Below are 26580 nucleotides of genomic sequence, written 5' to 3' on the forward strand. Positions count from 1 at the left end.
TTTCACCCGATCGGGCTACGAGTCCCCTTCGGACGGCGCAGAGCGGGTGTCGATCAACGCCTCGATCCCGTCGAGCAGGCGCTGGAGCCCGAACTCGAACTGGTCGCCCGACCACGGCCGCACGCCGGCCCGCAGGGCGCGCAGCAGGTGCGGGTAGCGGGTGAAGTCGACCAGCTCGACCAGCAACCGGTCCTGCTCGGGGTCGGGTTCGGGCTGGTCGAGGTGCTGGCGGGCGAGACCCCGCACGTAGGCGTCGACCGACTCGACCGCAGCCATCTTCTCCGCCTCGGACAGGCCCGTGCCGTCGAACACGCGCAGCGCGGAGTCGATCCAGCGCAACAGGTTCGGGCCGGGCGCGGGCGCCTGGTTGGCCAGGTGCAGCACCCAGGGGTGGGCGCGGAACTCGACCCAGTCCGCGCGCGCCCAGCCCTCCAGCTTGGCCCGCCAGTCGCCGGGGCGTTCGTGCGGCAGCGGGTCGTCCGCGCCGATCGCGTCCAGCATCAGCGCTTCGAGTTCGGTCTTGCCCGGCACGTAGGTGTAGAGCGACGCGGTGCCGACGCCCAGGTGCTGCGCGACTCGGCGCATGGACAGCGCGGCCAGGCCGTCCGCCTCGACCACCTCGATCGCGGCCCGCACGACCCGGTCCAGCGTGAGGCCCCGCTGCGGACCCCGGGCCGGGCGGCGGCCGTCCCGCCACAGCAGTTCGAGGGCGCGGTTGGCGTTCATGGCGAAACCCAGTATACCGTTCGGAGTAGATCGAACGCTGTTCGGAGTTTTGTCTTGGGGGTTTGTGATGGGGGTTGCGCTGCGAAGGGAGCGGTGGACGCTGTGGGCGGCCACGCTGGCCAACGGACCGACCGAGCTGATCGACTTCGTGCTGCCGCTGTGGGCGGGCGCGGCGATCGGGTTGGGGCCGTTCGAGGTCGGCGTGCTGATGGCCGTCGAGATGGCGCTGTCGATGGTCGTCCGGCCGGTGGCGGGGGTGTTGGCGGACCGGTACGAGCGGCGGTACGTGGCCGCTTCGGGCGCCTTGCTGTACGCGGTGTCGTGTGCGGGGTACGCCGTGGCGGGCAGTGCGTCGGTCGCTTATCTGGCGGCGGCGGTCGGTGGCGCCGGCGGGGCGTTGCTGTGGGTGGCCGTGCGGGCGATCGTCAGCGAACGGCTGGCGGCGGACTCCGCGGTGTTCCCGCGCTTGCTGAACGCGCAGGAGACCGGGTCGTGGGTCGCGTTCGTGGCCGGGTTGGCGTTGCTGGGCGTGATCGGCTTCGGCGGGCTGTTCTGGCTGTGCGCGGCGGCGTGCGCGGTGGCGGCGGGGTTGCTGGTGGGCCTGCCGCGCGGCCGGGGCGTGGCGGCGGAGTCCGGCGGGCTCGGCGCGGTGGGGCGCAAGCTGCGGCCGATGCTGTTCGCGGTGGTGATGACCATGGCGGCGGAGTCGGCGGTCGGGTTGTTGTTGCTGTTGCACCTTCAGCGCGGGTTCGGGCTGGAGGTGGTGCAGGTGGCGTACGTGTTCCTGCCGGGTGCGATCGCGATGAGCCTGGCGGCCGAGCACCTGCACGGGTACGTCGTGCGGTTCGGGCGGTCGCGGGTGCTGATGACGGCGTCGCTGGCCAGTTGCGCGTTCGCGGTGGGGTTGGTGTGGGCGCCGAACCCGTACGTGGTGGCCGGGTTGTGGGTGTTGAGCGGGCTGGCGTGGGCGGCGGTGCTGCCGGTGCAGCAGGCGGTGATCGCGGAGGCGTCCGGCGGGCGGGTCGGGCGCGGGATGGGGGTGTACGAGTCGGCGTGCCTGGTCGGCGGGTTGGTCGGCAGCCTGGCGGCGGGGGCGCTGTACGACGGGGCGAACTGGGCGGTGGCCTGCCTGGTGGCGGCGGCGATGATCCTGGCTGGCGCCGCGGTGGTGCCGCGAGCGGTCCGCCGCCTGGGCGTGGCCGACATCCCGCCACCCTCACCGGTGAAGGAAGACCCCGCGCCCGCCGAGCCCACGCCCGCGCCAGCCGAGCCGGGGACCGCCGGGCCCACGCCCGCGCCCGCCGAGCCCGCGCCAGGCGAGCCCGCGCCCGCCGAGCCCGCGCCCGCCGAGCCCGCGCCGGTCCCGCTTCAGCCCGCGCCGGCCGCCCACCCCGCCCCGTCCGAGCCCGCCCCCGAAGCTCCTCCGGCGAGTCGGCGCAAGCAGGCGGCCGACCTCGGCGTCCACGCGGCGCTCTTCGGGGCGGCGCAAGCGGGTCTGGCGGTGTTCGACCTGTCCTGGGTGCGGGATCTGCTCACCCGCGACCTCGGGACCGTCCTGCTCGGTCGGGTGCCGCGCGAAGGCGCCGAAGCGCTCCTCTACGGCGCGGGCCGCATCTGGGCGTTGATCCTCGTCGCCGACATCGCCTGGACCGCGTTCAAGCTCCTCAAACCGCGGGTGCCGCGGTGATCGTCGTCCACGTCGGGTGCTTCGCCGTCACCGTGTCGCCCGACGACCGGCGGCGCAGCCTGCGGTGCACCCACGGCAGGACGTGCTGCCGGTAGTACCGCGCCTCGGCGAGCAGGCGGCGCACCTCGGGTTCGTGGTCCAGCGGCTCCGCCGGCGTGGTGTGCCCCAGTGCGGTCAGCACGTGGGCCGCCACCCGGTGGTGCCCGGCCGCGTTGAGGTGCAGCCGGTCGGGCGACCAGTACGCCGCCTTGCGGATCTCCCGGTCGTTGAACATGTCCACCATGGTCAACCCGTGCCGCGCGGCCAACCCCCGCACCGCCGCGGTCAGCTCGACGCCCCGCTGGTGGATGGTCCGCCCGAACGGGAGGCGCCGCGACGGGTCCGCGCCGCTGAGCAGCACCAGCCGCACGCCGGCCTCCGCGCACCGGCGCACCGCGTGCTCGGTCAGCTCCGCCAACCGCCGGCCGTCCACGCCGGGCCGCATCATGTCGTTGCCGCCGCCGTTCAACGTGATCACCGTCGGCGCGGGGGACAGCGCCAGCGCCGCCTCCAGCTGCTCGGTGACGATCGGCTCCATCAGCCGGCCGCGCACGGCGAGGTTCGCGTAGGACACCGGTTCGCCCATCGCGCCCGCGAGCCCCTCCGCGACCAGGTCCGCCCAACCCCGCGGCGACCCGTCCGCCCGCTCGTCACCGACGCCCTCGGTGAAACTGTCCCCGATCGCCGCGTACCGCACCGCCGACGCCCTCCCGTTGTCCGTGAACGCCCACCAGCATATGAGTCGGCTCCGACCCGCCCGTTCGCGGGAGCATCGGCGAAGAATGTGAAGGAATTGCCGAACGCACCTATACCTTCGGTGGGGTCCGACAAGGGCACAACTGGTCGGAAGTGCAACACCTTTGGCCGGCAACCACGCTCTCACCAGCGTAAACCGCCGTTCGGGTGACGGTTTCGCCACGCCCCGCGAACACCATGTGCCAGGTGGCGGAAGTCGAATCAGCCTCCGATTGCCTGCCGGTGCGGCCCGGCAGGTGTGATACTGGGCGGCACCCGGCCGGGAGACAGCGAATGAAACCGGACATCAGCCTGCGAGCGGCACTCGACGCCCTGTCCGCGCGCAACGGGCAGTCCGCCCGGCTCGCCCGCAACGAGGTCTCCGCCCCGGTGCTCGGAGGGGTCGTCCAGGCCAACGTCATCGACGAGGTCACCGTCGTCACCCCCGCGCCGCCGGCCCGGATGAAGCGCCCCCGCCAACTGCCGCCCGCGCCGCACGGGTTCGTCAACCGGCGCCGCGAGATCGAGCGCATCGAGGCCGCGGCCACCGGCGGCGGCGAGCGGGGCGCGGCGATCGTCGTGCTCAGCGGCATGGCCGGGGTCGGCAAGACCGCGTGCGCGTTGCAGTGGGCGCACCGGCACGCCGACCGGTTCGACGGCGGGCACCTGTTCGCCGACCTCGACGGCTACCGCCACCACGGCGGCATCGCGGTGACCGACGTGGCCGGGGCGTTCCTGCGGGCGCTGGGCGTGCCGTGGGACTACATCCCGCCCGACCTGCCCGAGCGGGTGGCGCTGTTCCGCAGCCTCACCGCCCGCTCGCGCGTGCTCGTGGTGCTGGACGGGGCCGACCACGCCGCCCAGATCCGGTCCCTGGTGCCGACCTCGCCGGGCAGCGTCGTGCTGGCCACCAGCAGGCGGCGGCTCAGCGGCCTGGCCATCGACGGCGCGCACACCGTGGAGCTGCGCCCGCTGGACGACGAGCACGGCGCGACGCTGGTCGCGCACATGGTCCGCGACGACCGGGTCCACCACGACCCGTCCGCCACCCGCCGCCTGGTCGACCTGTGCGCGGGCCTGCCCATCGCGCTGAAGGTGGTCGGCGCCGAACTGGGCCGCCTGGAGCGCTGGACGGTCGCCCGCTACGCCCAGCACCTGTCCGACGACCGCAAACGCCTCAGCCGGCTCTCGGTGGAGGGGGATCACCTCGTGGAACACGTCTTCGACGCGGCGTACGACGACCTGTCCGCCCCGGCGCGGCGGATGTACCGGGTGCTGGGCCTGCACCCCGGCGGCGACTTCGACGCGGGCGTGGCCGCCGCGATGGCGGACACGCCCGCGGCCGAGGCGGAGGAGCAGTTGGCCGCGTTGCGCGCGGTCAACCTGGTCGAGGAGCACGCCGCCGACCGCTACCGCTTCCACGACCTGGTCCGGCTGCACGCCGCGCACCGCGCCGAGCGGGAGGGCGCGGACGAGCGGGACGACGTGCGGCGGCGGGCCGTCGAGTGGTACCTGCTCGGCGCGGCGGCGGCCGACCGCGCGGTGCTGGGCCCGGCGCGGTGGCGGCTGGCCGACCACGACCTGAGGCCCTGGCCGGTCGAGTTCGACGCCGGCTCCGGCATGGAGTGGTTCGAGACCGAACGCACCAACCTGCTCGCGGCGGTCCGGCTGGCGGCGGACATCGGCCTGCACACGGCGGCCTGGCAGCTGTGCGAGGCGCTGTGGGCCTTCTACCACAGCCGCAAGCACTACGCGGACTGGATCGAGGCGCACCGCATCGGGGCCGAGTCGGCCGCCGCGGTCGGGGCGCGGGCCGCGGAGTGCCGGTTGCGCAACCAGCTCGCGCGGGCGCACGTCGAGCTGCGCGACTTCGAGGCGGCCAAGGCGGAGCTGTCCCGCGCGGAACGGGTGATCGCCGACAACGGCCTGGGCCGCGCGATGGTCCACGAGTCCTACGGGTTGCTGCTGCGCGAGCAGGAGCGCTACGACGACGCGGCGCGCGAGTTCGAGTCCGCGCTGCTGATCAGCCGGCGGCTGGGCGACCCGCGCGCGATCGGCGTGCAGGCCTACCAGTTCGGCGACGCCCTCGTGCGGGCCGGGAAGGCGGCGTTGGCGCTGCCGGTGCTGGAGGAGGCGCGTCGCCTGCTGGAGCGGCTGCGCGACGAGATGTCCACCGCCCGCGTCCACATCGCCCTGGGCCGGGCCTACGAAGCGTTGCGGCGGGTCGCCGACGCCCGCCGCGTGCTGACCGCCGCGATCGCCACGACCCGGTCCCGCCGCCAGCCGGTGAAGGAGGCGCAGGCGTTGGAGGTCATGGTCGTGATCGCCCGCGAGCAGCGCGACGAGGACCTGTTCCGCGTCTCGGCGCAGCGGCTGTTCGAGCTCTACCGCGACGCGGGCAACCCGCGCAGCGCGGAGGTCCTGCGCTGGTTCGGGTCGCGCGGCTGAGGCGCCCGGTGCGGTCGGCGGCCGGCCAGGCTGACCACCCGCGTGACATCGTTGTCGTGGACGACCAGCACCAGGCCGCGGGGCGGGACCCTCCGGCGGCGCAGGCTCGCCCAGTGGTGCAGCGCGCAGGCGGCGGCGGTCGGGCCGACCTCGGCCAGGTCGATCGCCGGTTCGTCGCGGAAGCCCACCACCGACCCGGACTCCGTGGCCGCCGCCGCGACCGCCGCGCCCGGGTGGGCCGCGAGCTGGTCGGCCACCCAGCGCCGCGGGTCGCCCGCGACCTCGGTGCGGACCACGATGTCGGCGTTGTCGCGGACCGTGCCGTCCACGACCGACTCGTCCACGACGAGCATCGGCGCGGTGTCGCCCTCCGGCCGCAGGCCGCTGAGCAGGTGCGGGAAGCGCTCCAGGACGACGTGCCTGCGGTGCAGCGAGGCGGTGACGACCTGCGCCCCGACCGGGCGGCCCGGCGGCGCGCGGTGCACCTCGACCGGCTCCACGGGCGGGGTCGCCGAGAGCGGCAGGTCCATCATCTCGCACAGCACCCGGTGCACCAGGGCCTTCGCCTCGCCCGGCCGGCCCAGCACGCGGTCGGTGATCTCGCGCAGCGCCGGGTCGCCGCCGTCGTCCAGCGCGGACTCGACCTGCGGGCGCAGCGGCGCCTGGAGGTCCAGCGGTCGGGCCTTGCGCCACACCTCCGCGTTGGCCGAGGCCGGATCGACCTCGCACCCGCCGTCACTGGCCAGCAACAGCGGCTTGCCCAGCGCCACCCCGTAGAAGGTCACCGATCCGTGGTCGCCGATCACCACGTCGGCGGCGATGAGGGCGGCCTGCCAACTGCGGTCCGGCGGGACGGTGATCAGCCCGCACCGGGTGCCGTCGCGGAACTGCTGGCCGACCTCGTAGCGCGAATGGCCCTGACTGATGTTCCAGTGCTGTGTCAACGCGACCCGGTAGCGGCCCAGCGGGAGTTCGGCGAGGAGTCGTTGCGGCAGGTCGGGGCCGGCGGCCAGCGCCGAGTTCGGCCCCCACGTGGAGGTCACCAGGACCAGCCGCTGGTCCGGCCCGACGCCGAGCGCCGCGCGGTAGCGGTCGCGCAGGACCGTGCTGGCGCGCAACTGGTCGGCGGCCGGGTCGCCGACCACCACGCACCGGTCGCGCGCCTCGGGACAGGTCCGGTCGATCAAGCCGAATTGCTCTTCGTGGGAAAGCCCTATTCTTGCGGGTATCACCCGATCGCTGTAGACCAATTGGCTGCGCGCCACTCCGGTGGGTGACAGCAGACTTCCCGTGGTCTCCGGGACTATCCGCGGGTAACCGGCGCCGTGCGCGATGGTCAGGATCGGCCCGCGCAGTTCGTGCAGCGCGCTGCCCGCGTGCGCGGCCATGATCGCGTGGAATTCGGTCTTGGTCGCGTTCTGCCAACTCAACACGTCGCAGCCGGTCTCGATCAGGTGTTTGCGCAGGTCGCGGACGTACTCCGAGCCCTTGTCGATGGTGAATTTCAAGGCGATGCGCTGTCCGGCGAACATGCCGTCGACCAACTGGAGGAGCCGGTAGAGGGACGTCAGGTTCCGAATGACGAGGAGTACTCGCCTTTCGGTCACCCACGTCTCTTTGCCCATCGGAACTCCGTTCGGCATGGCCAACTGCGACAGATCGCATTGTCGGCTAGCATGACGTTACCAAGCGGTCGAGCGGATGGCTATATGCCACGTAGCAGATGGCATGAGAGCAGTCTGAGAGGTGGATCTCTGTGGCGCAGGTGAGCAACCCTGTGGTCCAGCAGCGTCGTCTGCGCACCGAGTTGCGCAAGGCGCGCGATCGGGCTGGGCGCACACAACGGGAGGTCGCCGAGGCCCTTGACTGGTCGACATCCAAGGTCATCCGTATCGAGACGGGCGCGGTCAACATCTCGACAACGGATCTCCGAGCCCTGCTCCAGTTCTACGGCGAGTCACCGGACTTCATCGACGACCTGGTCCAGACGGCCCGCGCCGGCCGCCAGCGCGTGTGGTGGGACAAGCACAAGGCCACCATGTCCCCCGACATGGTCACGTTGCTGGAGTTCGAGGCGTCGACGTCCTTGATCAGGCAGTACCAGCAGCTGATCGTCCCCGGCCTGCTCCAGACCGAGGACTACGCGCGCGAAGTGCTGCGGCTGTACTCCACCGAGGACCAGTTGGAGTACAAGGTCAAACTGCGCATGGAACGCCAGCGGATCCTGGAGGGCGACGAGGCGGTCAAGGCGTTCTTCGTGATGGACGAAGCGGCTTTGCGGCGCTGGGTCGGTGGGTCGGCCGTGATGCGCGAGCAGCTCCTGAGGCTCAGCGAGATCGCGAAGCGGCCGAACGTCTCGATCCAGGTGCTCTCCTTCGACAAGGGCATCTACCGCGCCATGCGCGGCAACTTCGAGGTTTTCGAGTTCGAGACCGGCGACTTGGACCACGTCGTCTACCTGGAGTGGCCGGGCGAAGTCACCGTGATCCAGAACAACCCCAGGCAGGTCAGCACTTACGTGGAGATGTTCTTGGAGTTGGAGGCGCTGGCCACGACACCCGACGAATTCGACGCGCTGCTCCACCGACTGATGGGAGAGATGCCGACCTGAGCCCTGCGCCAACTCCATAACGCCGGCGAAAGCCGGCCCCTCTATTCCACCTCGCCCGGGCCCCGGTGCTGAGAGCGGAGCAGTGTCGCTCGCGCACTCGGCGGTTCTGGAGGATGATCGCGCGCCGATATTCTGAGGACACCTCGTCCAGGTCGGGGCATTGAGGGAGGGGTGTCGGATGGTCGCTGAGCGCGGGGCGTCGGAGATGCTGTGGCGGAAGAGCGCCCATTCCGGGACCGACAGCTGCGTGGAAGTCGCGTGGGCCGGTTCGAACGCCCGCGTGCGGAACTCCCGCAATGCCGCGGGCGGCCAACTGGCGTTCCCGCAGTCGGTGTGGGAAGGGTTCCTGCGGTTTATCGCCGACCGCTGAACACGGCGAAACTGGGGCTGCGGCGCAGCGCCCCCCAGAACCGGTCGCCGCGCCCGTCATCCGGCACGACCGTCTCGTGCCGGGTGACGTCGGCGAGACCGGCGCGGGACAGGGCCGCCTCGAAGGCGCCGCCGGGCCAGAAGAACGAGTCGAACTCGAACGGCGGGTCGCCCAGCACGCGCACCACGACGGGTTGCCGCACGCCGGCGGGACCGGTGCGCTCGACCTGGTAGCCGTAGCGGCCGTAGTCGGCGAGCAGCGCCCAGTCCGCGTCCGGGTTGGGGACCAGGACGACGACCGTGCCGCCGGGCGCGGTGTTGGCCTTCAGGTTGGCGACCATCGCGTCCAGCGCGGCTTCGTCCTCGGCGTACCCGAGCAGCCACACGGCGGTCACCACGTCGAACGACCCCAGCACGGGCAGGTCCGCCGCGTCGTGCCGGTGGTACTCGATGCCGGCGGGCTCGCGCCGCTCGACGTGCCGCGCGTAGGCGACCATCTCCGTCGAGGAGTCGACGCCGACGACCCGCCGCGCCCCGGCCGCGCGGAACAGGCGCGGGTAGAAGCCGGTGCCGCAGGCGACGTCGAGCACGGACCGGCCGGTCAGGTCGGGCAGCGCCGCGAGCAGGGTCGCCCGCTCGGCCAGACCGGTCGGGATGTGCTTCGCCCGCTCGTAGACCTCGCCGAGGGCGTCGTACTGGTCATCGGAGTCCGCCACACCCGCCACCGTAGCGGCTAGCGTGGGCGCATGGCCGGGGACAATCTGGTCGCGCGCGGCACCGCCTACCGGTTGCGGTTCGGGGGTGGGGCGGACGGGATCGAGCGGATGGCGGCGTCGTTGCGCGGGGTGGCGTTCGCGCCGCATCGGCACGACACCTACGCGGTGGGGTTGACGCTGGCGGGCGTGCAGACCTTCCGGTACCGGGGGTCGCTGTGGCACTGCCCGCCGGGGCGGTGGCACGTCCTGCACCCCGACGAGACCCACGACGGCGGCGCGGGGTCGGCGGACGGCCTCGACTACCGGATCATCTACCTGGACCCCGCGCTGGTGCAGGACGCCCTGGGCGGTCGGCCGCTGCCGTTCGTCGCCGACCCGGTGCTGGAGCCGACACCCGCCTCCCGCGCGGTCGCGTCGTGGCTGGCCGACATCGAGGAGCCGCTGGACGACGCGCAGGCGGCGGAGATGACGACGGCCGTGGTGGACATGCTGACCCAGCACGCCGGCCCCGCGCGGCCGACGGCGCTGGACCTGGACGCGGTGCGCCGGGTGCGGACCCTGCTGGCCGACGACCCGGCGCGGCGGCACCCGGTGGCCGAGTTCGAGCGGGTGGCCGGGATGGACCGGTGGGCGGTGGCGCGGCAGTTCCGGGCGGCGTTCGGCACCAGCCCCACCCGGTTCCGCACGATGCGCCAGCTGGACACCGCCCGGCGGCTGATCCGGGCGGGCGTCCCGCTGGGCGAGGTGGCGGTGGCGGCGGGGTTCGCCGACCAGAGCCACCTGACCCGGATGTTCAAGCGCGCCTTCGGGTTGACGCCCGCCGTGTGGGCCGCGGGGGTGTCGGACGCGGGCGGGTCGGACCCGGCCGACCGGTCGCGAGCCGGCGGGTCGGGCCTGGCCGACGGGTCGCGACCGGGTGGGTCGGGAGTGGGTGGGTCAGGAGCGGGCGCGGATGGCGTGGGCCACGGCGGCCATGTCCTCCCCGCCGTGCCCGAGGGCCACGGTCTCGCCGAACAGGGCGTGGCAGAGGTCCAGCAGCGGTGAGGCGACCCCCGCCGCGCGGGCCGCCTCGGCGATGAGCCGGTTGTTCTTCAGCACGTCCAACGCGGCGGCCTGCGGCGCGTAGTCCCCGTCGCGCAGCTTCACGGCCTTCGCCCGCGACACCGCCGACGCCATCGGCCCGGCGTCCAGCACCCGGGTCAACGTGTCGAGGTCGATCCCCTGCGCCTCGGCGAACACGTACGCCTCCGACAGCCCGGTGGCCAGGGTGATCAGGAACAGGTTCACCGAGAACTTCATCAGCAGCGCACCCGGCACCGGCCCGCACTCGACCACCTCCGCGCACATCGGCGCGAGCAGCGGCCCGACCCGTTCCACGGCCGCGCGGTCACCCGACACCATCGCGACCAACGTGCCCGCCTCGGCCGGCCCGCGCGACCCCGACACCGGCGCTTCCACGTACACCCCGCCCGCCGCCGCGATGTCGCTTTCCAGGCCCCGCGAGTACGCGGCGGACATGGTGCCCATCTGCACCACCGTCCGCCCCCGCACCCGCCCGGCGAACTCCCCGGTGCCCCGCGCGAGCACCTCGTCCACGGCGGGTTCGTCGCTCAACATCAGAACGACCACGTCCGCGCGCTCGAACACTTCCGCGGCACTGGCGGCGACCTGCGCCCCGACCGCTTCGACCGGCGCGCACCGCTCGCGGGTGCGGTTCCAGACCACGAGCGGTCCGGCCTTGGCGAGGTTGACGGCCATGGGTTGGCCCATGAGCCCGAGTCCGATGAAACCGATCACGCCCGCGTTTGTAGTGCCGGCGCACCCTCGCGGTCTTGAACGCTTGTGCGACGCCCCCGGTCACCGGGAGACGTGCTCGGCCAGGCCTGCCACCGTCGGGTGGTCGAACACCGCGACCAGGCGGATGTCCACGCCCAACGCCCGCCGCATCCGGGTCACGATGCGGTTCGCGATGAGGGAGTGGCCGCCCAGGGCGAAGAAGTCGTCGTGGCGGCCCACCGACTCGACCTCCAGGACTTCGCGCCAGATCTCCGCGATCGCCGACTCGGTCTCCGTCAGCGGCGGCTCGCCCGCGGAGCTGCCCCGGGGTGCCGCGACCAGGGCGGCGCGGTCCACCTTGCCGTTCGGCGTCAGGGGCAGGCCGGGCAGTTCCACCCACACGTCCGGCACGAGGTACTCCGGCAGCACCCGGCCGATCCGCGCCCGGACCCCGTCCAACGGCCCCGACAGCACCAGGAACGCCTCCAGCCGCCGCGTGTCTGCCCGGTCGCCGGTGGCGACCACGGCCGCGTCGCGCACGTCCGGGTCGTCGCGCAACGCCGCCTCGACCTCGCCGGGCTCGACGCGGTAGCCGCGCTTCTTGACCTGGCCGTCGACGCGCCCGAGGAACTCCAGCCCGTCGGGCGTCGCGCGGACCAGGTCGCCGGTCGCGTACAGGCGTGCGCCGGGCGCCCACGGGTCGGGCACGAACCGCTGCGCGGTCAGCGCCGGGTCACCGAGGTAGCCGCGCGCCACGCCGTCGCCACCGGCGAACAGCTGCCCGACCTCGGCGGGCCGCAGGTCGTCGTCCAGCACGCGCACGTACGTCCGGTTCAGCGGCGTGCCGATCGGCACCGGCCCGTCGACCGGCCGCACGTCGTGGAACGTGGTGAACGTCGTGACCTCCGTCGGCCCGTACCCGTTGACCAGCCGGCACCCGGGAACCGCCGCCAGGAACCGGCGGGCGTGGGCGGAGGACAGCACGTCCCCGCCGACCACGACCTGCCGCAGCCCGGCCAGCGCCGCCACGCCCTCGTCCACGACCAGGTGGAACAACCCGGTCGGCAGGAACGCCGTGGTCACGCCGTGGGTGCGCACCAGCTCGCCGATCTCGGCCACGGTCACCTTCCCGGCCGGCCCGACGACCAGCCGCCCGCCGTTGGCCAGCGCACCCCACACGTCGAACGTGGCCGCGTCGAACGAAGGCGACGACAGGTGCAGCATGGTCTCGCCGGCCAACGACACGCACCCCGGCTCGTCCACCAGCCGCACGATCCCGCGGTGCGTCACGGCGACACCCTTGGGCCGCCCGGTCGACCCGGACGTGAACATGACGTACGCGAGGTCGTCCGGGTGCACCGGCACGGCCACGGGACCGGCGGGATCGGGCAACTGGTCCAGCAGCACCACCGGACCGCCCAGCCGCCCCGCCAACGACCCGACCGTGACCACGACCGGGGAGGACACGGCCTCCTGCATGAACTCCAGCCGCGCCGCCGGGTACTCCGGGTCCAGCGGCACGTAGCAGCCGCCGGCCTTGAGCACCGCGAGCGCCGCCAGCACGAACTCCGCCGACCGGTGCAGGAACACGCCGACCGGGTCGCCCGGCCGCACCCCGGAGGCGATCAGCCGGGCCGCGAGCCCGTTGGCGCGGGCGTCCAGCTCGCCGTAGGTCAGCGACCGCTCGGCGGACACGACGGCGACGCGGGAGGGGTGGGCGGACGCCGCTGCGGCGACCAGGGAGTGCACGGTCATGGCTGGTCCTCGACGGAAGGGAGGTCGGTGACGACGTCGGTGGTCAGGAAGTCGAACCCGGTGCCGTGCAACAGCTCGTCGGCGACACCCGGGTACTCCGGCTCGGTGGCGTCGAGCCGTGCCCACAGCCCGGCCAGCCGCACGCGCGCCGACGAGCACGCGATGTCGGCCAGGGCGGCGGTTTCGGGGGAGTCGGCACGGGCCAGCACCACGGCCATGCCGAGCAGTTCACGGGCCAGCGCGCCGAGCGTGATCACGGTCCGCTGCCGTGCCATCAGCTCGGACCGCGAGTGGGCGCCGGTCAGCCGCGCGCACGCCGAACCCAGCCGAGCCGCTTCGTCCACCAGCACCCGGAAGTGCTCACGGCAGCGCGGCGACAGCGTCGGGTCGTCCACAGTGGAGGGAGCGGGAGGGGGTGAGGAGTAGCAGGCCTCCAATCCGGCCTCGGCGGACCAGTAGTCGAGCAGGAAGTCCACCCCGCCGGCCACCCGCAGGCCCCGCGCGTCCCGCACGAACCGCTCCACCGGGAGCGCCGGGGCCCCGCGCCGCGCCTTGCTGCGCGCGGTCTCGATGCCCTCGCCGCCCAGCAGGCCCACGGTCCGGTCGACCGCCCGCCAGCACGCCAGCGAGGTCAGGTTCTTGGCCGCGGTCAGGTCCGGCCCGGTGTCGGCGCGGTCCTGGCCGAGCAGACCCCACCGCACCACGCTCTCCACCAGGAACACGTCCGCGGCGGTCTCGGCGACGCGCCGCCGGATCTCCTCGTAGGAGCCCAGGGGCCGGTCGTCCATGACCCGCCGGGTGACGAAGTCCCGCTGCCACCCCAGGCACAGCTTGGCGATGGCCAGCGCCGGCGAGGCGATGACCAGCGTCCGCGCCAGCGTCGCGAGCCGGGCGATCTCCGGCGCGTAGCGGGCTTCGTCGGTGGAGGCGGGCAGCAGGTTCTCCGCCGGCACCCGCACGTCGGTGAACCGCAGCACCCCGATCGGCGCGCCCTTGAGCCCCAGGAACTCCTGGGTGGTCACGACCTCGAACCCCGGCGAGTCGGTCTCCACGAAGAAGTACCGGATCTGCCGGACGCCGTCGACCTCCACCGTGCACGCCACGTCGAGCAGCCGCGCGAGCGGGCCGTTGCCGATGAACACCTTCTCGCCGTTGACCAGGTAGGCCCGCCCGTCCTCGACGGGCACGGCGGTGGTGTGCCGGCGGTGGTTGGCGGCCCCGTTGGCCTCGGTGTCGGCGCTGCCGGACACGATCCCGGCACGGACGTGCCGCTCGATCAGGTCGCGCAGCGGGCCGTCCTCGACGATCGGCAGGTAGGAGCCGGAGCCGAACCCGTTGCCGATGGCCAGCGACCACGCCACCGCCGGCGACCAACTCGCCACCGCCTGCACCACGCGCATCGCGTTGAACGGCGACAGCGCCAACCCGCCCAGCTCCGGGCCCATCAGCAGCTTGTAGGAACCGCCGTCCTGCAACGCGTCGGTCAGCCCGGCCGGCAGCGTGCCGGTGCGGTCGAGCAGCTCGGGATCGACGTGCGCGCGGACCAGCGCGGTGACCGCCGCTACGGCCTGGTCGCCGATCGCGCGGTCGGTCGGGTCCTGGGTCGGGAAGGGGCGCAGCAGGTCCCACCGCACCCGACCCAGGAACAACTCATCGAAGAAGCCCCGCAAGGTCGGCGGCGAGGCGACGGAGGACGTCATCGTGGTGCTCCCGGAAGTAGAAGTGGCCGCCCTCGAACAGGTGCAGCGCGAACGGGCCGGTGGTGTGCCGGTCCCAGCCGGCGAGGTCGGGTTCGCCGACGGTGTCGGCGGTCCCGCCCAGCGCGGTGATCGCGCAGGCCAGGGGCGGGGTGGGGCGGTACTCGTAGTCGGCGACGATGGTGAGGTCGGCGCGCAGCGGCCCGAGGACCATGTCCTGCCACTCGGGGTCGTCGCGGACCTCGGCGGGCAGCGGCCCGAACTGCTCCTCGACGGCGGCGATCAGGCCGGCCTGGTCCAGGCGGTGGGCGGTGTCGTCGCGGACGTGCCGGTGCGGCGCCTCGTGCGCGGACACCAGCAGCCGCTCCGGGCCGGGCCGCCCGAGGTCGCGCAGCGCCACCGCGACCTCGTAGGCGACCAGCGCGCCCAGGCTGTGCCCGAAGAACGCGCACGGCCCGGCGAAGTCGACCTCGGTCACGACCGCGCGCACCAGGTCGGCCATCCGCGTGTGCGACGGCTCGTCCAGGCGGGTGCCCCGGCCCGGGACCTGCACGCCCCACACCTCGACGTCGGGCAGGTCGTCGGCCCAGCGCAGGAACTCGCCCGCCGACCCGCCGCTGTGCGGGAAGCAGTACAGGCGCAGCCGGGCGTCGGGGCGCTTGCGGCGGCACAGCAGCCAGGGGTTCACCGCTTGGCCTCGATCAGCTTGGCCAGCCCGGCGACGGTCGGCGCGCGGAACAGGTCCCGCACCCCCAGTTCGACGCCCAGGTCCGCGCGCACCACCCCGACCACGCGGGTGGCCAGCATCGAGTCCCCGCCCAGCGCCACGAAGTTGTCGTCGGCCTCGACGTGGCGCAGCCCGAGGATGGCGCCGAACGCCGCCGCCAGCACCCGTTCGGTCTCGCTGAGCACGGCCCGCGCCGCCGGCTGCTCGACCTCGGGCTCCTCGTCGGCGTCGAGCCGGAACAGCCCGCGCTGGAACGGGTAGGTGGGCAGGGCGGTCTTGTGGGGCGGCACGGCGTGCAGCGCTGCCCAGTCGACCTCCACCCCGGCCTGCCACAACGTCCCCAGCGCGTGCAGGAGCACGGCCGGGCCGGGCACGTCCTCGGCGGGGTGCGGCATGCTCGCCACCACGACCCGCTCCGGCGCGGACTGCTGCCGCGCGAGCCCGGACAGCGTCCGCCCCGGCCCGACCTCGACCAGCGCGAGGTCCGCGGGCAGCGCGGCCAGGGCGTCGGCGAACCGGACCGTCTCCCGGAAGTGGGCGCTCCAGAACGCCGGGTCGGTGGCTTCGTCGGCGGTGACCAGCAGGCCGGTCCGGTCGGACACCCAGGGGATGACCGGCGGGTGCGGGGTGACCCCGGCGACCCGCTTCTCGAAGCCCGCCAGCACCGGTTCGACCAGCGTGGAGTGCGCGGCGGTGCTGATCCGCAGCAACCGCCCGTCCACGCCGTCGCGGGCCAGCCGCACCCGCAGCGCGTCCACTTCGGACAGCGGTCCGGCGACGACGCACTGCGCGGGACCGTTGACCGCGGCCAGCGACAGCCCGCCCAGCACCGGGAGCACGTCGGCTTCGGGCAGCGGCACGGCGAGCATCGCGCCCGCCGGGATGGCGTCCATCAGGCGTCCGCGCTCCACCACCAGGCTCAACGCGTCCGCCACGGACAGCACGCCCGCGATGGTCGCCGCCGCGTACGCGCCCAGGCTGTGCCCGACGACCGCGGCCGGTGTGATGCCCCACGACAGCCACAGCTTCGCCAGCGCGTACTCCACGGCGAACACGGCCGGCTGGCCGACGCTCATGGTGGCCAGCCGGTCGGCGTCGCCGCGGAACACCACGTCCCGCAGGTCGATGCCGGGCAGCACCAGGTCCGCGCACCGGTCGAACTCGGCGCGGAACACCGGTTCCCGCTGGTACAGCTCGCGACCCATGCCGACGTGCTGCCCGCCCTGGCCGGGGAACAGGAACGCCACCCCGGGCGCGGTCGCCGGCGCGGGTCTGGCGGCCAGGCCGGTGAGTTGCCCGGCGGCGTCGGCGGCGTCCGCGGCGACCACGAAACCCCGGTGGGAGAACACCTTCCGCCCGGTCTGGAGCGTCCACGCCACGTCGGCCAAGGCCTCGCCGGCGGCCAAGGCCTCGCCGGCGGTCGAGCCGGCACGGGTCGGGCGGTCGAGGTGGGCGGCCAGCCGGGCGCCGGCCTGGGCCACCGCGTCGGCGCCGCGCGCGGACACCGGCAGCAGTTGGTGCCCGGCCTCGGGGGTGCGGTCCCGCGCCGGCGCCTCCTCCAGGACCACGTGCGCGTTGGTGCCGCCGATCCCGAGCGAGTTCACCCCGGCCCGGCGCGGCTGGTCGCCCCGCGGCCACGCCACCGCGTCCGCGCTCACCCGGAACGGCGTGGACCCCAGTTCCAGCAACGGGTTCGGCGCGCGGAAGTGCACGGTGCCCGGCACCAGCTCGTGGTCCAGCGCCAGCACGGCCTTGATGAACCCGATCACGCCGGCCGCCGCGTCGGTGTGCCCGATGTTGGTCTTCACCGACCCGAGCAGGCAGAACCCGGTCTCGTCCACCGCGAACGCCTTGGCCAGCGCCCGCACCTCGATCGGGTCGCCGACCGGGGTGCCGGTGCCGTGCGCCTCGACGTACCCGATGGTCCGGGGGTCGACGTCGGCCAGCTCCAGCGCGGCGCGCACGGCGGCGGCCTGCCCGTCCACGCTGGGCGCGGTGAAGCCGACCTTGCCCGCGCCGTCGTTGTTCACCGCCGAGGCGAGGACCACGGCGTGGATGCGGTCGCGGTCGGCGAGGGCGTCGTCGAGACGTTTCAACGCGACCACGCCCGCGCCGTCCGACGCCACCGTGCCCCGCGCGGAGGCGTCGAACGCCCGGCAGTGCCCGTCCGGCGCGATGATCCCGGACTCGGGCTCCTCCACCGGGAACGGCACGTGCAGCGTGATGCCGCCGGCCAGCGCCAGGTCGCACTCGCCGGCCAGCAGGGCCTGCGCGGCGGTGTGGATGGCGACCAGGGAGGTCGAGCACGCGGTCTGCACGGTCACCGCCGGCCCGGTCAGGCCGAACTTGTAGGACACCCGGCTGGTCAGGAAGTCGACGCCGCCGGCCATCCGGAACTGCAGCTCGGAGGTGTTGGGGAACCGGTGCCGGTGCTGCCGCAGGACTTCGGCGTACCCGGTGTCGCCGCTGCCGCCGTAGACGCCGATCGCGCCGTCGAACCGGGTCGGGTCGCACCCGGCGTGCTCCAGCGCCTCCCAGGCGACTTCGAGGAACACGCGGTGCTGCGGGTCCAGCAGCCGGGCCTCGCTGGGCGCGTAGCCGAAGAACCCGGCGTCGAACCGGTCACCGCCCTCGGGCGTGCGGTCGCGCGACTCGGCGCCGCCGGCCAGGTTGGTCCAGAAGCCGGCGAGGTCGGGCGCGCCGGGGAACCGGCCCGCCATGCCGATGACGGCCAGGTGGGGGCTTTCCTCGTTCATGCGGGCACCTCCTGGAGTTCGGTGTTCTTGAGGGAGCGCACCGGCGACAGCAGCGGCGGCAGGACCGACAGGGCGCACACGCCCGCCGCCAGCCACAGCACGGTGCGGATGCCGAGGGGCGCGACGAGCAGGCCGCCGACGACCGCGCCGAGCGGGAGCGTGCCCCACTCGATGAACCGCAGGGTCGCGTTCATGCGGCCCATCAACCGTTCCGGCGTGGCGAGCTGGCGCATGGTCACCGACACGACGTTGTAGACGACGACCCCGAGGTAGACCACGAACAGCCCGAGCCCGAACGTCCACGCGCCGCCGGCCAGCGGCAGCAGCGCCGCGCCGATCGTGAACAGCGCGATCGACCCGATCAGCAGCGGCCCGGCGGGGACGCGGTCGCCGAGCCTGCCGCTGAGCACCGCCCCGACCAGCCCGCCCGCGTTGCCCACGGCCAGCACGAGACCGATGGCGGTCGCGCCCAGGTGCAGGTCGTCGGCCGCGAACACCACCTGCAACGCCAGGACGGCGGCGAAGGCGAAGTTGGCGGCGGCGTCGGCCAGGGCCAGGGGCCGCAGCACGGGGTGCCGCACGACGAACCGGACGCCCTCGGCGATCTCCCTGCCCAGGCCCTGGCGTTCGGCGGGCGGGGTCGCGGTGTCGCGGCCCTTGACGAACAGCAGCAGGACGAACGACCCGACGTAGCTCAGCGCGTCCACCAGGATCGCCACCGGCGCGGTGACCAGTTGCACCAGCGCGCCGCCGGCGCTCGGCCCGGCGAGCTGCGCGAACGACCGCGACCCCTCCAGCTTGGCGTTGCCGTCGGCCAACTGGTCCTCGGACAGCAGCATCGGCAGGTAGGACATCTGGGCGACGTCGAAGAACAGCGTGCCCAGGCCGACCACGAACGCCACCGCGAACAGCAGCGGCAACGTCAGCACGTCCAGCACGTAGGCGATGGGCACGACACCGAGCGCGACGGCGCGGGCCGCGTCGGAGACCAGCAGCACCGGCCGCTTCTTCACCCGCTCGACCCACGCCCCGGCGGGCAGGCCGAACAGCAGGATGGGCGCGTACTCGGCGGCGGCCAGCAGGCCGACCTGCGCGGGCGACGCGTCGAGCAGCAGCAGCGCGGCCAGCGGGAGGGCCAGCAGCGTGATCTGCGTGCCCAGCAGGCTCAGGGTCTGCGCGTAGAACAGGTTGCGGAACCCGAGCAGGCGCATGACGGTCACCGGAACTCCCGCAGGCTCTTGGGGCGCATGTCCGTCCACACGGTCCGGATGTGCTCCAGGCACGCGGTCTTGGTGCCTGCCACGCCCACGGAGGTCCAGCCGGGCGGCAGGGCCCGGTCGGCGGGCCACAGCGAGTACTGCTCTTCGTCGTTGTGCACGACCGTGTAGTGGCGGTCGTCGTTGTCCTCGAACATGGTCTTCCTTCAGCGTCGGCGCGGCCGGCGCGTGCGGGGCCGGGTACGCAGGGGGGTGGGGTCCTCGCCGCCGGACAGGTGCCGCGCCAGCGAGGCGATCGTCGGGTACTCGTAGAGGGCCACCATCGGCAGCGCGCGGCCCAGCAGGTCGCGCAGGCGGCGGTGGACCCGGGCGAGCGTGAGCGAGGTGCCGCCCAGCTCGAAGAAGTTGTCGTGGACGCCGACCCGGTCCAGCTCCAGCGCGTCCTGCCACACGTCGGCCAGGTCGCGCTCCAGGTCGGTGCTCGCGGCTTGGCTCGTCGGAGCGGTGAACGTCGGCGCGGGCAGGGCCTTCTCGTCCACCTTGCCGTTGGCGTTGAGGGGGATCGCGTCCAGCGCGACGAACGCGCCGGGCACCAGGTGCACCGGCAGCCGGGCGTTCAGGTGCTCGCGCAGGTCGTCGGGCACGCGCGGCACGACGTACGCGACCAGCCGTTCGTCGCGGGCGACCACGACCGCGTCGGACACGCCGGGGTGCGCCGACAGCGCGGCCTCGACGTGCCCGGGTTCGATCCGGTAGCCGCGCACCTTGAGCTGCTTGTCCAGTCGGCCCAGCACTTCCAGCCGCCCGTCGGCCCGCCACCGGGCCCGGTCGCCGCTGCGGTGCAGGCGTGCTCCGGGCACGAACGGGTGCGGCACGAACCGGTCGGCGGTCAGGTCAGGGCGGCCGAGGTAGCCGCGCGCGAGGCAGTCGCCGCCCAGGTAGAGCTGGCCGGGGACGCCCACCGGCACCGGTTCGAGGTCCGCGTCCAGCACGTGGGCGGTGACGCCGTCGAGCGGGCGGCCGATGGTGACGGTGCGGTCGTCCAGCGGGGTGGCGGTGGCGTTGACCGTGGTCTCGGTGAGGCCGTAGCAGTTGACCAGCGGCACGCCGACCTCGTCCTGCCAGCGCCGGAGGGTGTCCGGGTCGACCGGTTCCGCGCCGATGGACACCTTGCGCAGCGTGGGCGCGGGGTCGCGGCCGTCGGCCCAGGCGCGGTGCGCCCACTGCCGCCAGTTGCTGGAGGTGAGGATCGTGAAGGTGATCCCGTTGTCCCGCATGAGGTCGGTGAGGTGCTCCGGACCGGGCGCGGGGTCGGGCGCGAGGACGACGCACCCGCCGACCGTCCACGTCGGGTAGAGCTCTTCGGCGGTGATGTCGAACCCGGCGTTGGCGAACTGGAGGACGCGCTCGTCGGCGGTGTGGCCGTAGTAGTCGACCATGGTCAACGCCATGTTCGCCAACGCCCGATGCGTGACCGCCACGCCCTTGGGCTCGCCGGTGGAGCCGGAGGTGTAGAGCACGTAGGCCAGGTGGTCCGGATGTGTCGTGCCGTCGTGGGAGAATGACCCCCGGGGGCGCTCGGACCCGATTGTCGTACCCCCGTGGGACGATGGAGACGGGGGCCGGAGGCCGCCGGCGGGCGGCATGGCAGCCGTTTCGGGCGGCGCGGCAGCCGTTTCGGGCGGCGCGGTAGCCGTTTGGGGCGGCATGACAGCCGTTTCGGGCGGCATGGTGGCCGCCTCGGGCGGTGCGGTAGCCGTTTCGGGTGCCACGACAGCCGTTTCGGGTGCTACGGCAGCCGCCTCGGGCGGCACCACAGCCGTCCCGGACGCCACGACAGCCGTCCCGGACGCCACGACAGCCGTCCCGGACGCCACGACAGCCGCCTCGGGCACCACGGCCGCGACCCCGGCGGGCAGGCGGTGGGCCAGGTCCGGCGCGCAGACCACAGTGGACACACCGGCCGCCGCCAGCACCCGCTCCACGTACCCCTTCGGGTGGGTCGGGCTCAGCGGCAGGTAGGCGCCACCGGACTTCAGCACCGCCAGCATCGAGGTGATCAGGTCGATCCCCCGCGGCATCAGGAGGCCGACCACCTCGTCCGGCCGCACGTCCAACGACGCGGCGAGGGCGTCCGAGCGGGCGTCCAGGTCGGCGTAGGTCAGGACCACGCCCTCGCCCTCCAGCGCCGGCCGGGACGGGAAAGCCGCGGCCGAGCGCCGGAACAGCTCGTGCACCGGCGCACCAACACGCGCGGGGGCGGTTTCGTGCCAGTCGCCCAGGACACGGCCCAGCTCGTCCGCCGAGAGCAGGGGGAGCCGCCGCACGGGGGTGTCGGGTGCGGCGGCTCCCGCGGTGAGCAGTCGGGTGAACTGCTCGCCGAGCCGCGACGCGGTGGGTGCGTCGAACAGCTCGGTGCTGTAGGTCAGCACGCCGACCAACCCCTCCGGCGTGCCCTGCACGGTCAGGTCCAGGTCGAACTTCGCCGTCGACGGCCGCGGCGTGCGCAGGACCGCGGTCAGGCCGCGGAACCGGGGCCGCGCGAGCGGCGCGGGGTCGGCGCTGAAGATCGTCTGCACCAGCGGCGTGTGGCTGGGGGAGCGGTCCGGGCGCACCAGGTCCACCAGGCGGTCGAACGGGACGCCCTGGTGGGTCACCGCGTCCAGCACCGACGCCCGCACCCGGCCCAGCAGCTGCCCGAACGTCGGGTCCCCGGACAGGTCCACCCGCACCGGCACGGTGTCCACGAACATCCCGATCAACCGGTCCGCGTCGGGCAGCGCCCGGTCCGCGACCGGCGTGCCGACCAGCACCTCCGGCGCGCCGGTCAACCGGCCCAGCAGCGCCGCGTACGCGGTCATGAGCAGCATGAACGGGCTGGCGCGGTGCGCCGCGGCGAACGCCGTCACATCCGGCACGGGGAACACGTGGGTCGCGCCGGCGGTCCCGCGCACAGCGGGCCGGGGCCGGTCGGACGGCAGGGTGAGCACGTCCGGCGCGCCCGCGAGGTAGGTCCGCCACCACTCCAGCAGCTCGGGGTCCTCGGACCGCTGCCCCGAACCGGCGGGCACCGGCGGCGGCTCGACGCCCGCGTACAGGTCGGCCAGCTCGTCGAACAGCACGTGCAGCGACTGCCCGTCGGACACGATGTGGTGCGTCGCCACGCCCAGCAGGTGGTCCTCGGGCCCGATCCGCACCACGGTCGCCCGGAACAGCGGCCCCCGGGCCAGGTCGAACGGCCGCTCGGCCCACTCGTCCACGTACCGGCACGCCTCGTCGTGGTCGGGCAGCGACACCACCGGCAGCGGCACGTCCGCGGCGGGAGCAACCGACGCGAACGGCTCGCCGCCGTCGGACGGGAACGTCGTGCGCAGCGCCTCGTGCCGGGCGACGACCCGGGTGACCGCCTGCTCCAGGGCGGGCAGGTCCAGGGGCCCGGTCAGGCGGACCGAGCAGAAGACGTTGTAGAGGGGGCTGCCGGGGTGCAGTGCGTCCAGCAGCCACAGGCCGCGCTGGGCGGCCGACAGCGGCGTCGTGGTCCGGGTTTGCGCGCTCACTCGATGGGTCCTTCCGCGATGACTGCGGCCAAGACTGCGGCGCTGCGGCCGATCGGGTAACCCGGGCGGACCCGGAGCGCCGGCCTTGCCCGGCGCGCCCGGATCGGCTATCGCGCGAGGTGGAGCGTGGGTAGTTCTGCCCATACCGGTATTCGCGCGGCGGCGCGATGGTTGACCGGCTGAAACCGCCGGTGGTTGTCCATCGGCTCATCGGGTGACTTCCCTGGGGGAACCAGTGAGTGCAGTAACCGTGCAGGGGCCGGTCGAACGGGGCCGCAGCCCGCGCCGGGTCGAGGTGCCCGGCGGCGGCACGCGGACGTTCGGCACCTGTGCGTGCGGCGAGTGCGCGTGGGACCTGCCGATCGACGGCGAGCCGGACTTCCGGGGCGCGGTCGAGGCGGAGGGCGGCGTCTGGTGGATCACCAACCTGTCCGACACCGAGACGCTGTTCGTCGCCGACGTGGACGACCCCGGCGAGGCGAGCGCCGTGCGGCCCGGCGAGCGGGTGCCGTTCGGGTTCGACATGGCGACCGTGACGCCCGCCCGCCGGCCCGGCCGCGTGACGGTGACCGTGTTCGCCGCCGTCACCGAGGTGCCGCCGCCGGTGGTGCGGCGGTGTCCGGCGATCCGGCCGGAGGTCCCGCAGCTGGACCCGGACGCCCGCTACTCCGCCGTGCTGGCCGCGCTGTGCGAGCGGCGCGGACCCGTCGCGCCCACCTCCGCCGACATCGCGGCCCGGCTGCGGATGAGCGCGCGGGCGGTGGACGCCCACATCGACTACCTGGTGCGCAAGCTGGAGATCCCGGAACCCGCGATCCGCCGCACCGGCTGGAAGCGGATGGCGCTGATCGAGCACGTCCGCACGCACGGCCTGGCCGGCGCCGGGCAGTGGGCGAGGACGGCGTGATCCACGAGGTCTTCCGGGCCCGCGCCGCCGAACGGCCCGACGCCACCGCCCTGGTGCACGCCACCGGCCGCGTCACCTACGCCGAGCTGGACCGCGGGTCCGACGAGATCGCGCTGGAGCTGAGCGCGGCCGGCGTCGGCAAGGGCAACGTCGTGCCGGTCGTGCTGCCGGTCTCGCCCCGCCTGGTGGCGACCCTGCTGGCGGTGCTCAAGTGCGGCGCGGCCTACGCGGCCCTGGACCCGGCGTGGCCGCGGGAGCGGTTGCGGCGCATCGAGGAACTGCTGCCCGGCCAGCTGTGGGTGCCGGGGCGCGGGGACAACCCGCCGCCGCTGGTCGACGAGAGCGCGGCGATGGTGTTCTTCACCTCGGGCAGCACGGGCGAGCCCAAGGCCGTCGTGTCGCCGCACGAAGCCACGATCAGGTTGTTCCAGGACTGCACGTTCGCGACGTTCGACCACACCACCGTGATGCCGCAGGTGTCGGCGGTGCCGTGGGACGCCTTCGCGTTGGAGCTGTGGGGCGTCCTGCTGACCGGCGGCACGTGCGTCCTGGTGGAGGACCGGCCGCTGCTGCCGGCGGGGCTGCGGGACCTGGTCGCCCGGCACGGCGTCAACACCCTGTTCCTGACCACCTCGCTGTTCCAACTGGTGGTCGAGGAGGACGTGGACGCCTTCGCCGGGCTGCGGACCGTGATCACCGGCGGGGAGAAGCTGTCGGCGTGGCACGCGCGGCGGTTCCGGGCGGCGCGGCCGGAGGTGCGCCTGGTCAACGGGTACGGGCCGGTGGAGAGCGCGGTGTTCGTGCTGACCCACGACGTGGGGGCGGTGGCGGGGGAGGTCCCGCTGGGCCGGCCGGTGACCCGGACGTCGGTGCACGTCGTGGCAGGCGGTCGCGAGTGCGCGCCCGGCGAGGTGGGGGAGCTGGTCGTCGCCGGCGACGGGTTGGCGCTGGAGTACCTGGGCGATCCCGCGTCGACGGCGGAGAAGTTCACGTGGCTGACGCTGGGCGGCACGCCGGTCCGCGTCTACCGGACGGGGGACCGGGGCAGCGTGGACGCCTCGGGCGTCTTCCACTTCCACGGCCGCCAGGACCGGCAGGTGAAGGTGCGCGGGCACCGGATCGAGCCGGCCGGGGTCGAGCACGTGGCCGGCGGGGTGGCCGGGGTGCGGCGGTGCGTGGCCGTGCCGGTGCGGGAGGAGACCGGCGCCTGCCGGGCGCTGGCGCTGTTCTACGCGGGGGAGGCGGCGGAGGCGGACGTGGTGGCGCGGCTGCGCGCCGACCTGCCCGGCTACTCGGTGCCCGACCACGTGCTGCGGGTGGAGGCCTTCCCGTTGTCGCCCAACGGGAAGGCGGACACGCGCGCGCTGGTGGCCATGCTGCCCCGGACACCGTCGGCGTCCGTGCCGGCCGGTGGTTCGGCGGAGGACGCCGTGGCGGCGGAGTTCGCCGCGCTGGTCGGGTCGGACGCCCGGGACCGGTCGTTCTTCGAGCTGGGCGGCACGTCGCTGGCGGCGGTGCGGCTGTGCACCAGGCTGGGCGCGCGGTTCGGCCGGTCCGTGCCGGTCTCCCGGCTGCGGTCCACCCCGACCGTGGCGGGCCTCGCCGCGTGGCTGGCGTCCGCGGTCGAGCAGACCCGCGACCACGGTCCCCGCCTGACGCCCATGCAGCACTCCTTCCTGGTGCGGCACCAGGTTTCCGGCGGCGCGGACCCGCACAACCACTGCCCGCTGGTGTGGACGGTGACCGGTGACCTGGACGTGGCGGCGCTGGCGGCGGCGGTGCGGGACGTCCACCTGCGCCACGGCTACCTGCACGCCCGGTACACCGACGAGGACGAGCCGCTGGCCGTGCCGGGGGAGCGGGTGGTGCGGCTGGAGCGCGCGACCGGCGACCGCGCGGTGCTGGACGCCCGCCTGGCCGCGCCGCTGGACCTGGCGGCGGGCGTGGCGTGGCGGGCGGTGCTGGTGTGGACGGGCGTGGCGTGGCTGTTCGGCGTGACGGCGCACCACATCGCGTTCGACGGCTGGTCCCGGCACCGGCTCGCGGAGGACCTGTCGACGGCTTACGCGGCGCGGCTGCGGGGTGTCGTGCCGGAGTTCGGTGTGGACGTCCCGACGCCGGCGCGGACGTCCGCCGCCGTGGCGGGGTTGCGCGCGGCGGCGGATCTCGCGGCCCAACGTGCCTTTTGGACCGCTGAGCTGGCCGGACTGCCGGATCTCGGGTTGCGTGACGGCGACGGCGGTTCGGTGTACGCGGTAGAGCACGATGTGGACATCGCCGCGGTGGACCGGCTCGCGCGCGAGCGGGGGACCAGCCGACTCGCCGTGCTCGTGGACGCCGTGGCGCGGGCGGTCGCCGCGCACACCGGGCAGGCGGAGTTCGGGATCGGCGTGCCGGTGACGCAGCGGTCGACGGAGGAGTTGGAACTGCCGGTGGGGTGCCTGATCGACACGGTGTGCGTGCGCGTGGGGCCGGAGCGGTCGGCGGCGGAGTCGGTCGCCGGGGCGCTCGCGCACGCCGACCTGCCGTTCGCCGAGGTCGCCCGGCTGCACGGGCCGGTGCGGACCGGTCGGCACCCGCGCTACCAGGTGATCGCGGCGGTGCAGGACTCGCCCGAGCCGGTGCTGGAGCTGCCCGGGTGCGCGGTGCGGTGGCACGACGAGCCGTCGCCGCCGTTGGCGGAGTTGCAGGTCGAGCTGGTCGCGCCGGCGGGGGGACGGGCGCGGGTGCGGGTGAGCCGCGACCCGGAGCGGGTGGGCATGGACGTGGTGTCCGCCGTGTCGGCGGCCGTGCTGGGGGCGGTCGCCGGCTGATGCCCGGTTGTGCCGCACCCCTCCTGTGCGGCACAACCGGGATT

Annotated in this window: 19 protein-coding genes; 7 read left to right on the forward strand and 12 right to left on the reverse strand. The window is 74.1% G+C overall.

What is annotated here, in order from left to right; translation table 11 throughout:
- Positions 1–15 precede the first annotated feature (15 nt).
- Complete coding sequence (locus ABD126_RS09465; RefSeq protein WP_343933333.1) at positions 16–726, reverse strand: TetR/AcrR family transcriptional regulator; 711 nt, start codon at positions 724–726, stop codon at positions 16–18.
- Between the two features lie 67 nt (positions 727–793).
- Here ABD126_RS09465 and ABD126_RS09470 point away from each other — a divergent pair, with 67 nt between their 5' ends.
- Positions 794–2413, forward strand: a complete 1620-nt coding sequence (locus tag ABD126_RS09470) for an MFS transporter (RefSeq protein ID WP_343933334.1) — start codon at positions 794–796, stop codon at positions 2411–2413.
- On the opposite strand, the gene ABD126_RS09475 is transcribed toward ABD126_RS09470, so the two are convergent.
- Positions 2391–3149, reverse strand: coding sequence for an SGNH/GDSL hydrolase family protein (locus ABD126_RS09475; protein WP_343933336.1), 759 nt, complete (start codon positions 3147–3149; stop codon positions 2391–2393). The genes ABD126_RS09470 and ABD126_RS09475 overlap by 23 nt on opposite strands.
- A 332-nt stretch (positions 3150–3481) precedes the next feature.
- Here ABD126_RS09475 and ABD126_RS09480 point away from each other — a divergent pair, with 332 nt between their 5' ends.
- Positions 3482–5635: an NB-ARC domain-containing protein gene (locus ABD126_RS09480; RefSeq protein WP_343933337.1), complete on the forward strand. Its 2154-nt coding sequence runs from the start codon at positions 3482–3484 to the stop codon at positions 5633–5635.
- Here ABD126_RS09480 and ABD126_RS09485 read toward each other — a convergent pair.
- Positions 5572–7260, reverse strand: a complete 1689-nt coding sequence (locus tag ABD126_RS09485; RefSeq protein WP_343933338.1) for a hypothetical protein — start codon at positions 7258–7260, stop codon at positions 5572–5574. The genes ABD126_RS09480 and ABD126_RS09485 overlap by 64 nt on opposite strands.
- Positions 7261–7391: 131 nt before the next feature.
- Between ABD126_RS09485 and ABD126_RS09490 the strand changes: the two genes are divergently transcribed.
- Together ABD126_RS09490 and ABD126_RS09495 are read left to right on the forward strand one after the other, a co-directional pair.
- Positions 7392–8246 (forward strand): helix-turn-helix domain-containing protein, encoded by an 855-nt coding sequence (locus ABD126_RS09490; RefSeq protein WP_343933339.1) that lies wholly within the window; start codon positions 7392–7394, stop codon positions 8244–8246.
- 205 nt (positions 8247–8451) lie between these two features.
- Positions 8452–8616: a DUF397 domain-containing protein gene (locus tag ABD126_RS09495; RefSeq protein WP_343933623.1), complete on the forward strand. Its 165-nt coding sequence runs from the start codon at positions 8452–8454 to the stop codon at positions 8614–8616.
- Here ABD126_RS09495 and ABD126_RS09500 read toward each other — a convergent pair.
- Complete coding sequence (locus ABD126_RS09500; RefSeq protein WP_343933340.1) at positions 8600–9331, reverse strand: class I SAM-dependent methyltransferase; 732 nt, start codon at positions 9329–9331, stop codon at positions 8600–8602. The genes ABD126_RS09495 and ABD126_RS09500 overlap by 17 nt on opposite strands.
- Before the next feature lie 30 nt (positions 9332–9361).
- Between ABD126_RS09500 and ABD126_RS09505 the strand changes: the two genes are divergently transcribed.
- Entirely contained in the window at positions 9362–10375 is a 1014-nt protein-coding gene (locus ABD126_RS09505; protein ID WP_343933341.1) for an AraC family transcriptional regulator, read from the forward strand.
- Here the strand turns inward: ABD126_RS09505 and ABD126_RS09510 are convergent.
- Genes ABD126_RS09510 through ABD126_RS09545 form a run of 8 tightly spaced genes read right to left on the reverse strand, consistent with a single transcriptional unit; the run spans position 10268 to position 22816 of the window.
- A complete protein-coding gene (locus tag ABD126_RS09510; RefSeq protein WP_343933342.1) occupies positions 10268–11128 on the reverse strand; it encodes an NAD(P)-dependent oxidoreductase in 861 nt (286 codons plus the stop codon). The genes ABD126_RS09505 and ABD126_RS09510 overlap by 108 nt on opposite strands.
- Positions 11129–11188: 60 nt before the next feature.
- Positions 11189–12862, reverse strand: a complete 1674-nt coding sequence (locus ABD126_RS09515) for an amino acid adenylation domain-containing protein (protein WP_343933343.1) — start codon at positions 12860–12862, stop codon at positions 11189–11191.
- A complete protein-coding gene (locus ABD126_RS09520; protein ID WP_343933344.1) occupies positions 12859–14562 on the reverse strand; it encodes an acyl-CoA dehydrogenase family protein in 1704 nt (567 codons plus the stop codon). The genes ABD126_RS09515 and ABD126_RS09520 overlap by 4 nt, the downstream gene beginning before the upstream one ends.
- Positions 14513–15247 (reverse strand): thioesterase II family protein, encoded by a 735-nt coding sequence (locus ABD126_RS09525; protein ID WP_343933345.1) that lies wholly within the window; start codon positions 15245–15247, stop codon positions 14513–14515. The genes ABD126_RS09520 and ABD126_RS09525 overlap by 50 nt, the downstream gene beginning before the upstream one ends.
- Positions 15244–18042 carry a type I polyketide synthase gene (locus ABD126_RS09530; RefSeq protein WP_343933346.1) on the reverse strand — a complete coding sequence of 933 codons (2799 nt, stop codon included), beginning with the start codon at positions 18040–18042 and terminating at the stop codon, positions 15244–15246. The genes ABD126_RS09525 and ABD126_RS09530 overlap by 4 nt, the downstream gene beginning before the upstream one ends.
- Positions 18039–19253 (reverse strand): MFS transporter, encoded by a 1215-nt coding sequence (locus ABD126_RS09535; protein WP_343933624.1) that lies wholly within the window; start codon positions 19251–19253, stop codon positions 18039–18041. Before ABD126_RS09535 ends, ABD126_RS09530 begins: the two co-directional genes overlap by 4 nt.
- 5 nt (positions 19254–19258) lie before the next feature.
- Positions 19259–19456: an MbtH family protein gene (locus ABD126_RS09540; protein ID WP_343933347.1), complete on the reverse strand. Its 198-nt coding sequence runs from the start codon at positions 19454–19456 to the stop codon at positions 19259–19261.
- Between the two features lie 9 nt (positions 19457–19465).
- Positions 19466–22816, reverse strand: a complete 3351-nt coding sequence (locus tag ABD126_RS09545) for a non-ribosomal peptide synthetase (protein ID WP_343933348.1) — start codon at positions 22814–22816, stop codon at positions 19466–19468.
- A gap of 235 nt (positions 22817–23051) precedes the next feature.
- Between ABD126_RS09545 and ABD126_RS09550 the strand changes: the two genes are divergently transcribed.
- Both ABD126_RS09550 and ABD126_RS09555 read left to right on the forward strand, forming a co-directional pair.
- The gene (locus ABD126_RS09550; protein WP_343933349.1) at positions 23052–23723 is read left to right on the forward strand and encodes a hypothetical protein; all 672 of its coding nucleotides are present in this window, start codon (positions 23052–23054) and stop codon (positions 23721–23723) included.
- Positions 23720–26536: an AMP-binding protein gene (locus ABD126_RS09555; protein ID WP_343933350.1), complete on the forward strand. Its 2817-nt coding sequence runs from the start codon at positions 23720–23722 to the stop codon at positions 26534–26536. The genes ABD126_RS09550 and ABD126_RS09555 overlap by 4 nt, the downstream gene beginning before the upstream one ends.
- Positions 26537–26580: the final 44 nt, after the last annotated feature.

Origin of the sequence: Saccharothrix mutabilis subsp. mutabilis (assembly GCF_039521145.1) — a bacterium.
GTDB classification, from domain to species: domain Bacteria; phylum Actinomycetota; class Actinomycetes; order Mycobacteriales; family Pseudonocardiaceae; genus Actinosynnema; species Actinosynnema mutabilis.

What these genes read in the sequence shown, in the direction of transcription:
- ABD126_RS09465 (WP_343933333.1), bottom strand. Translation starts at nt 726, where the DNA reads ATGAACGCCAACCGCGCCCTCGAACTGCTGTGGCGGGACGGCCGCCGC.
- ABD126_RS09470 (WP_343933334.1), top strand. Translation starts at nt 794, where the DNA reads ATGGGGGTTGCGCTGCGAAGGGAGCGGTGGACGCTGTGGGCGGCCACG.
- ABD126_RS09480 (WP_343933337.1), top strand. Translation starts at nt 3,482, where the DNA reads ATGAAACCGGACATCAGCCTGCGAGCGGCACTCGACGCCCTGTCCGCG.
- ABD126_RS09485 (WP_343933338.1), bottom strand. Translation starts at nt 7,260, where the DNA reads ATGGGCAAAGAGACGTGGGTGACCGAAAGGCGAGTACTCCTCGTCATT.
- ABD126_RS09495 (WP_343933623.1), top strand. Translation starts at nt 8,452, where the DNA reads ATGCTGTGGCGGAAGAGCGCCCATTCCGGGACCGACAGCTGCGTGGAA.
- ABD126_RS09505 (WP_343933341.1), top strand. Translation starts at nt 9,362, where the DNA reads ATGGCCGGGGACAATCTGGTCGCGCGCGGCACCGCCTACCGGTTGCGG.
- ABD126_RS09515 (WP_343933343.1), bottom strand. Translation starts at nt 12,862, where the DNA reads ATGACCGTGCACTCCCTGGTCGCCGCAGCGGCGTCCGCCCACCCCTCC.
- ABD126_RS09520 (WP_343933344.1), bottom strand. Translation starts at nt 14,562, where the DNA reads ATGACGTCCTCCGTCGCCTCGCCGCCGACCTTGCGGGGCTTCTTCGAT.
- ABD126_RS09530 (WP_343933346.1), bottom strand. Translation starts at nt 18,042, where the DNA reads ATGAACGAGGAAAGCCCCCACCTGGCCGTCATCGGCATGGCGGGCCGG.
- ABD126_RS09535 (WP_343933624.1), bottom strand. Translation starts at nt 19,253, where the DNA reads ATGCGCCTGCTCGGGTTCCGCAACCTGTTCTACGCGCAGACCCTGAGC.
- ABD126_RS09540 (WP_343933347.1), bottom strand. Translation starts at nt 19,456, where the DNA reads ATGTTCGAGGACAACGACGACCGCCACTACACGGTCGTGCACAACGAC.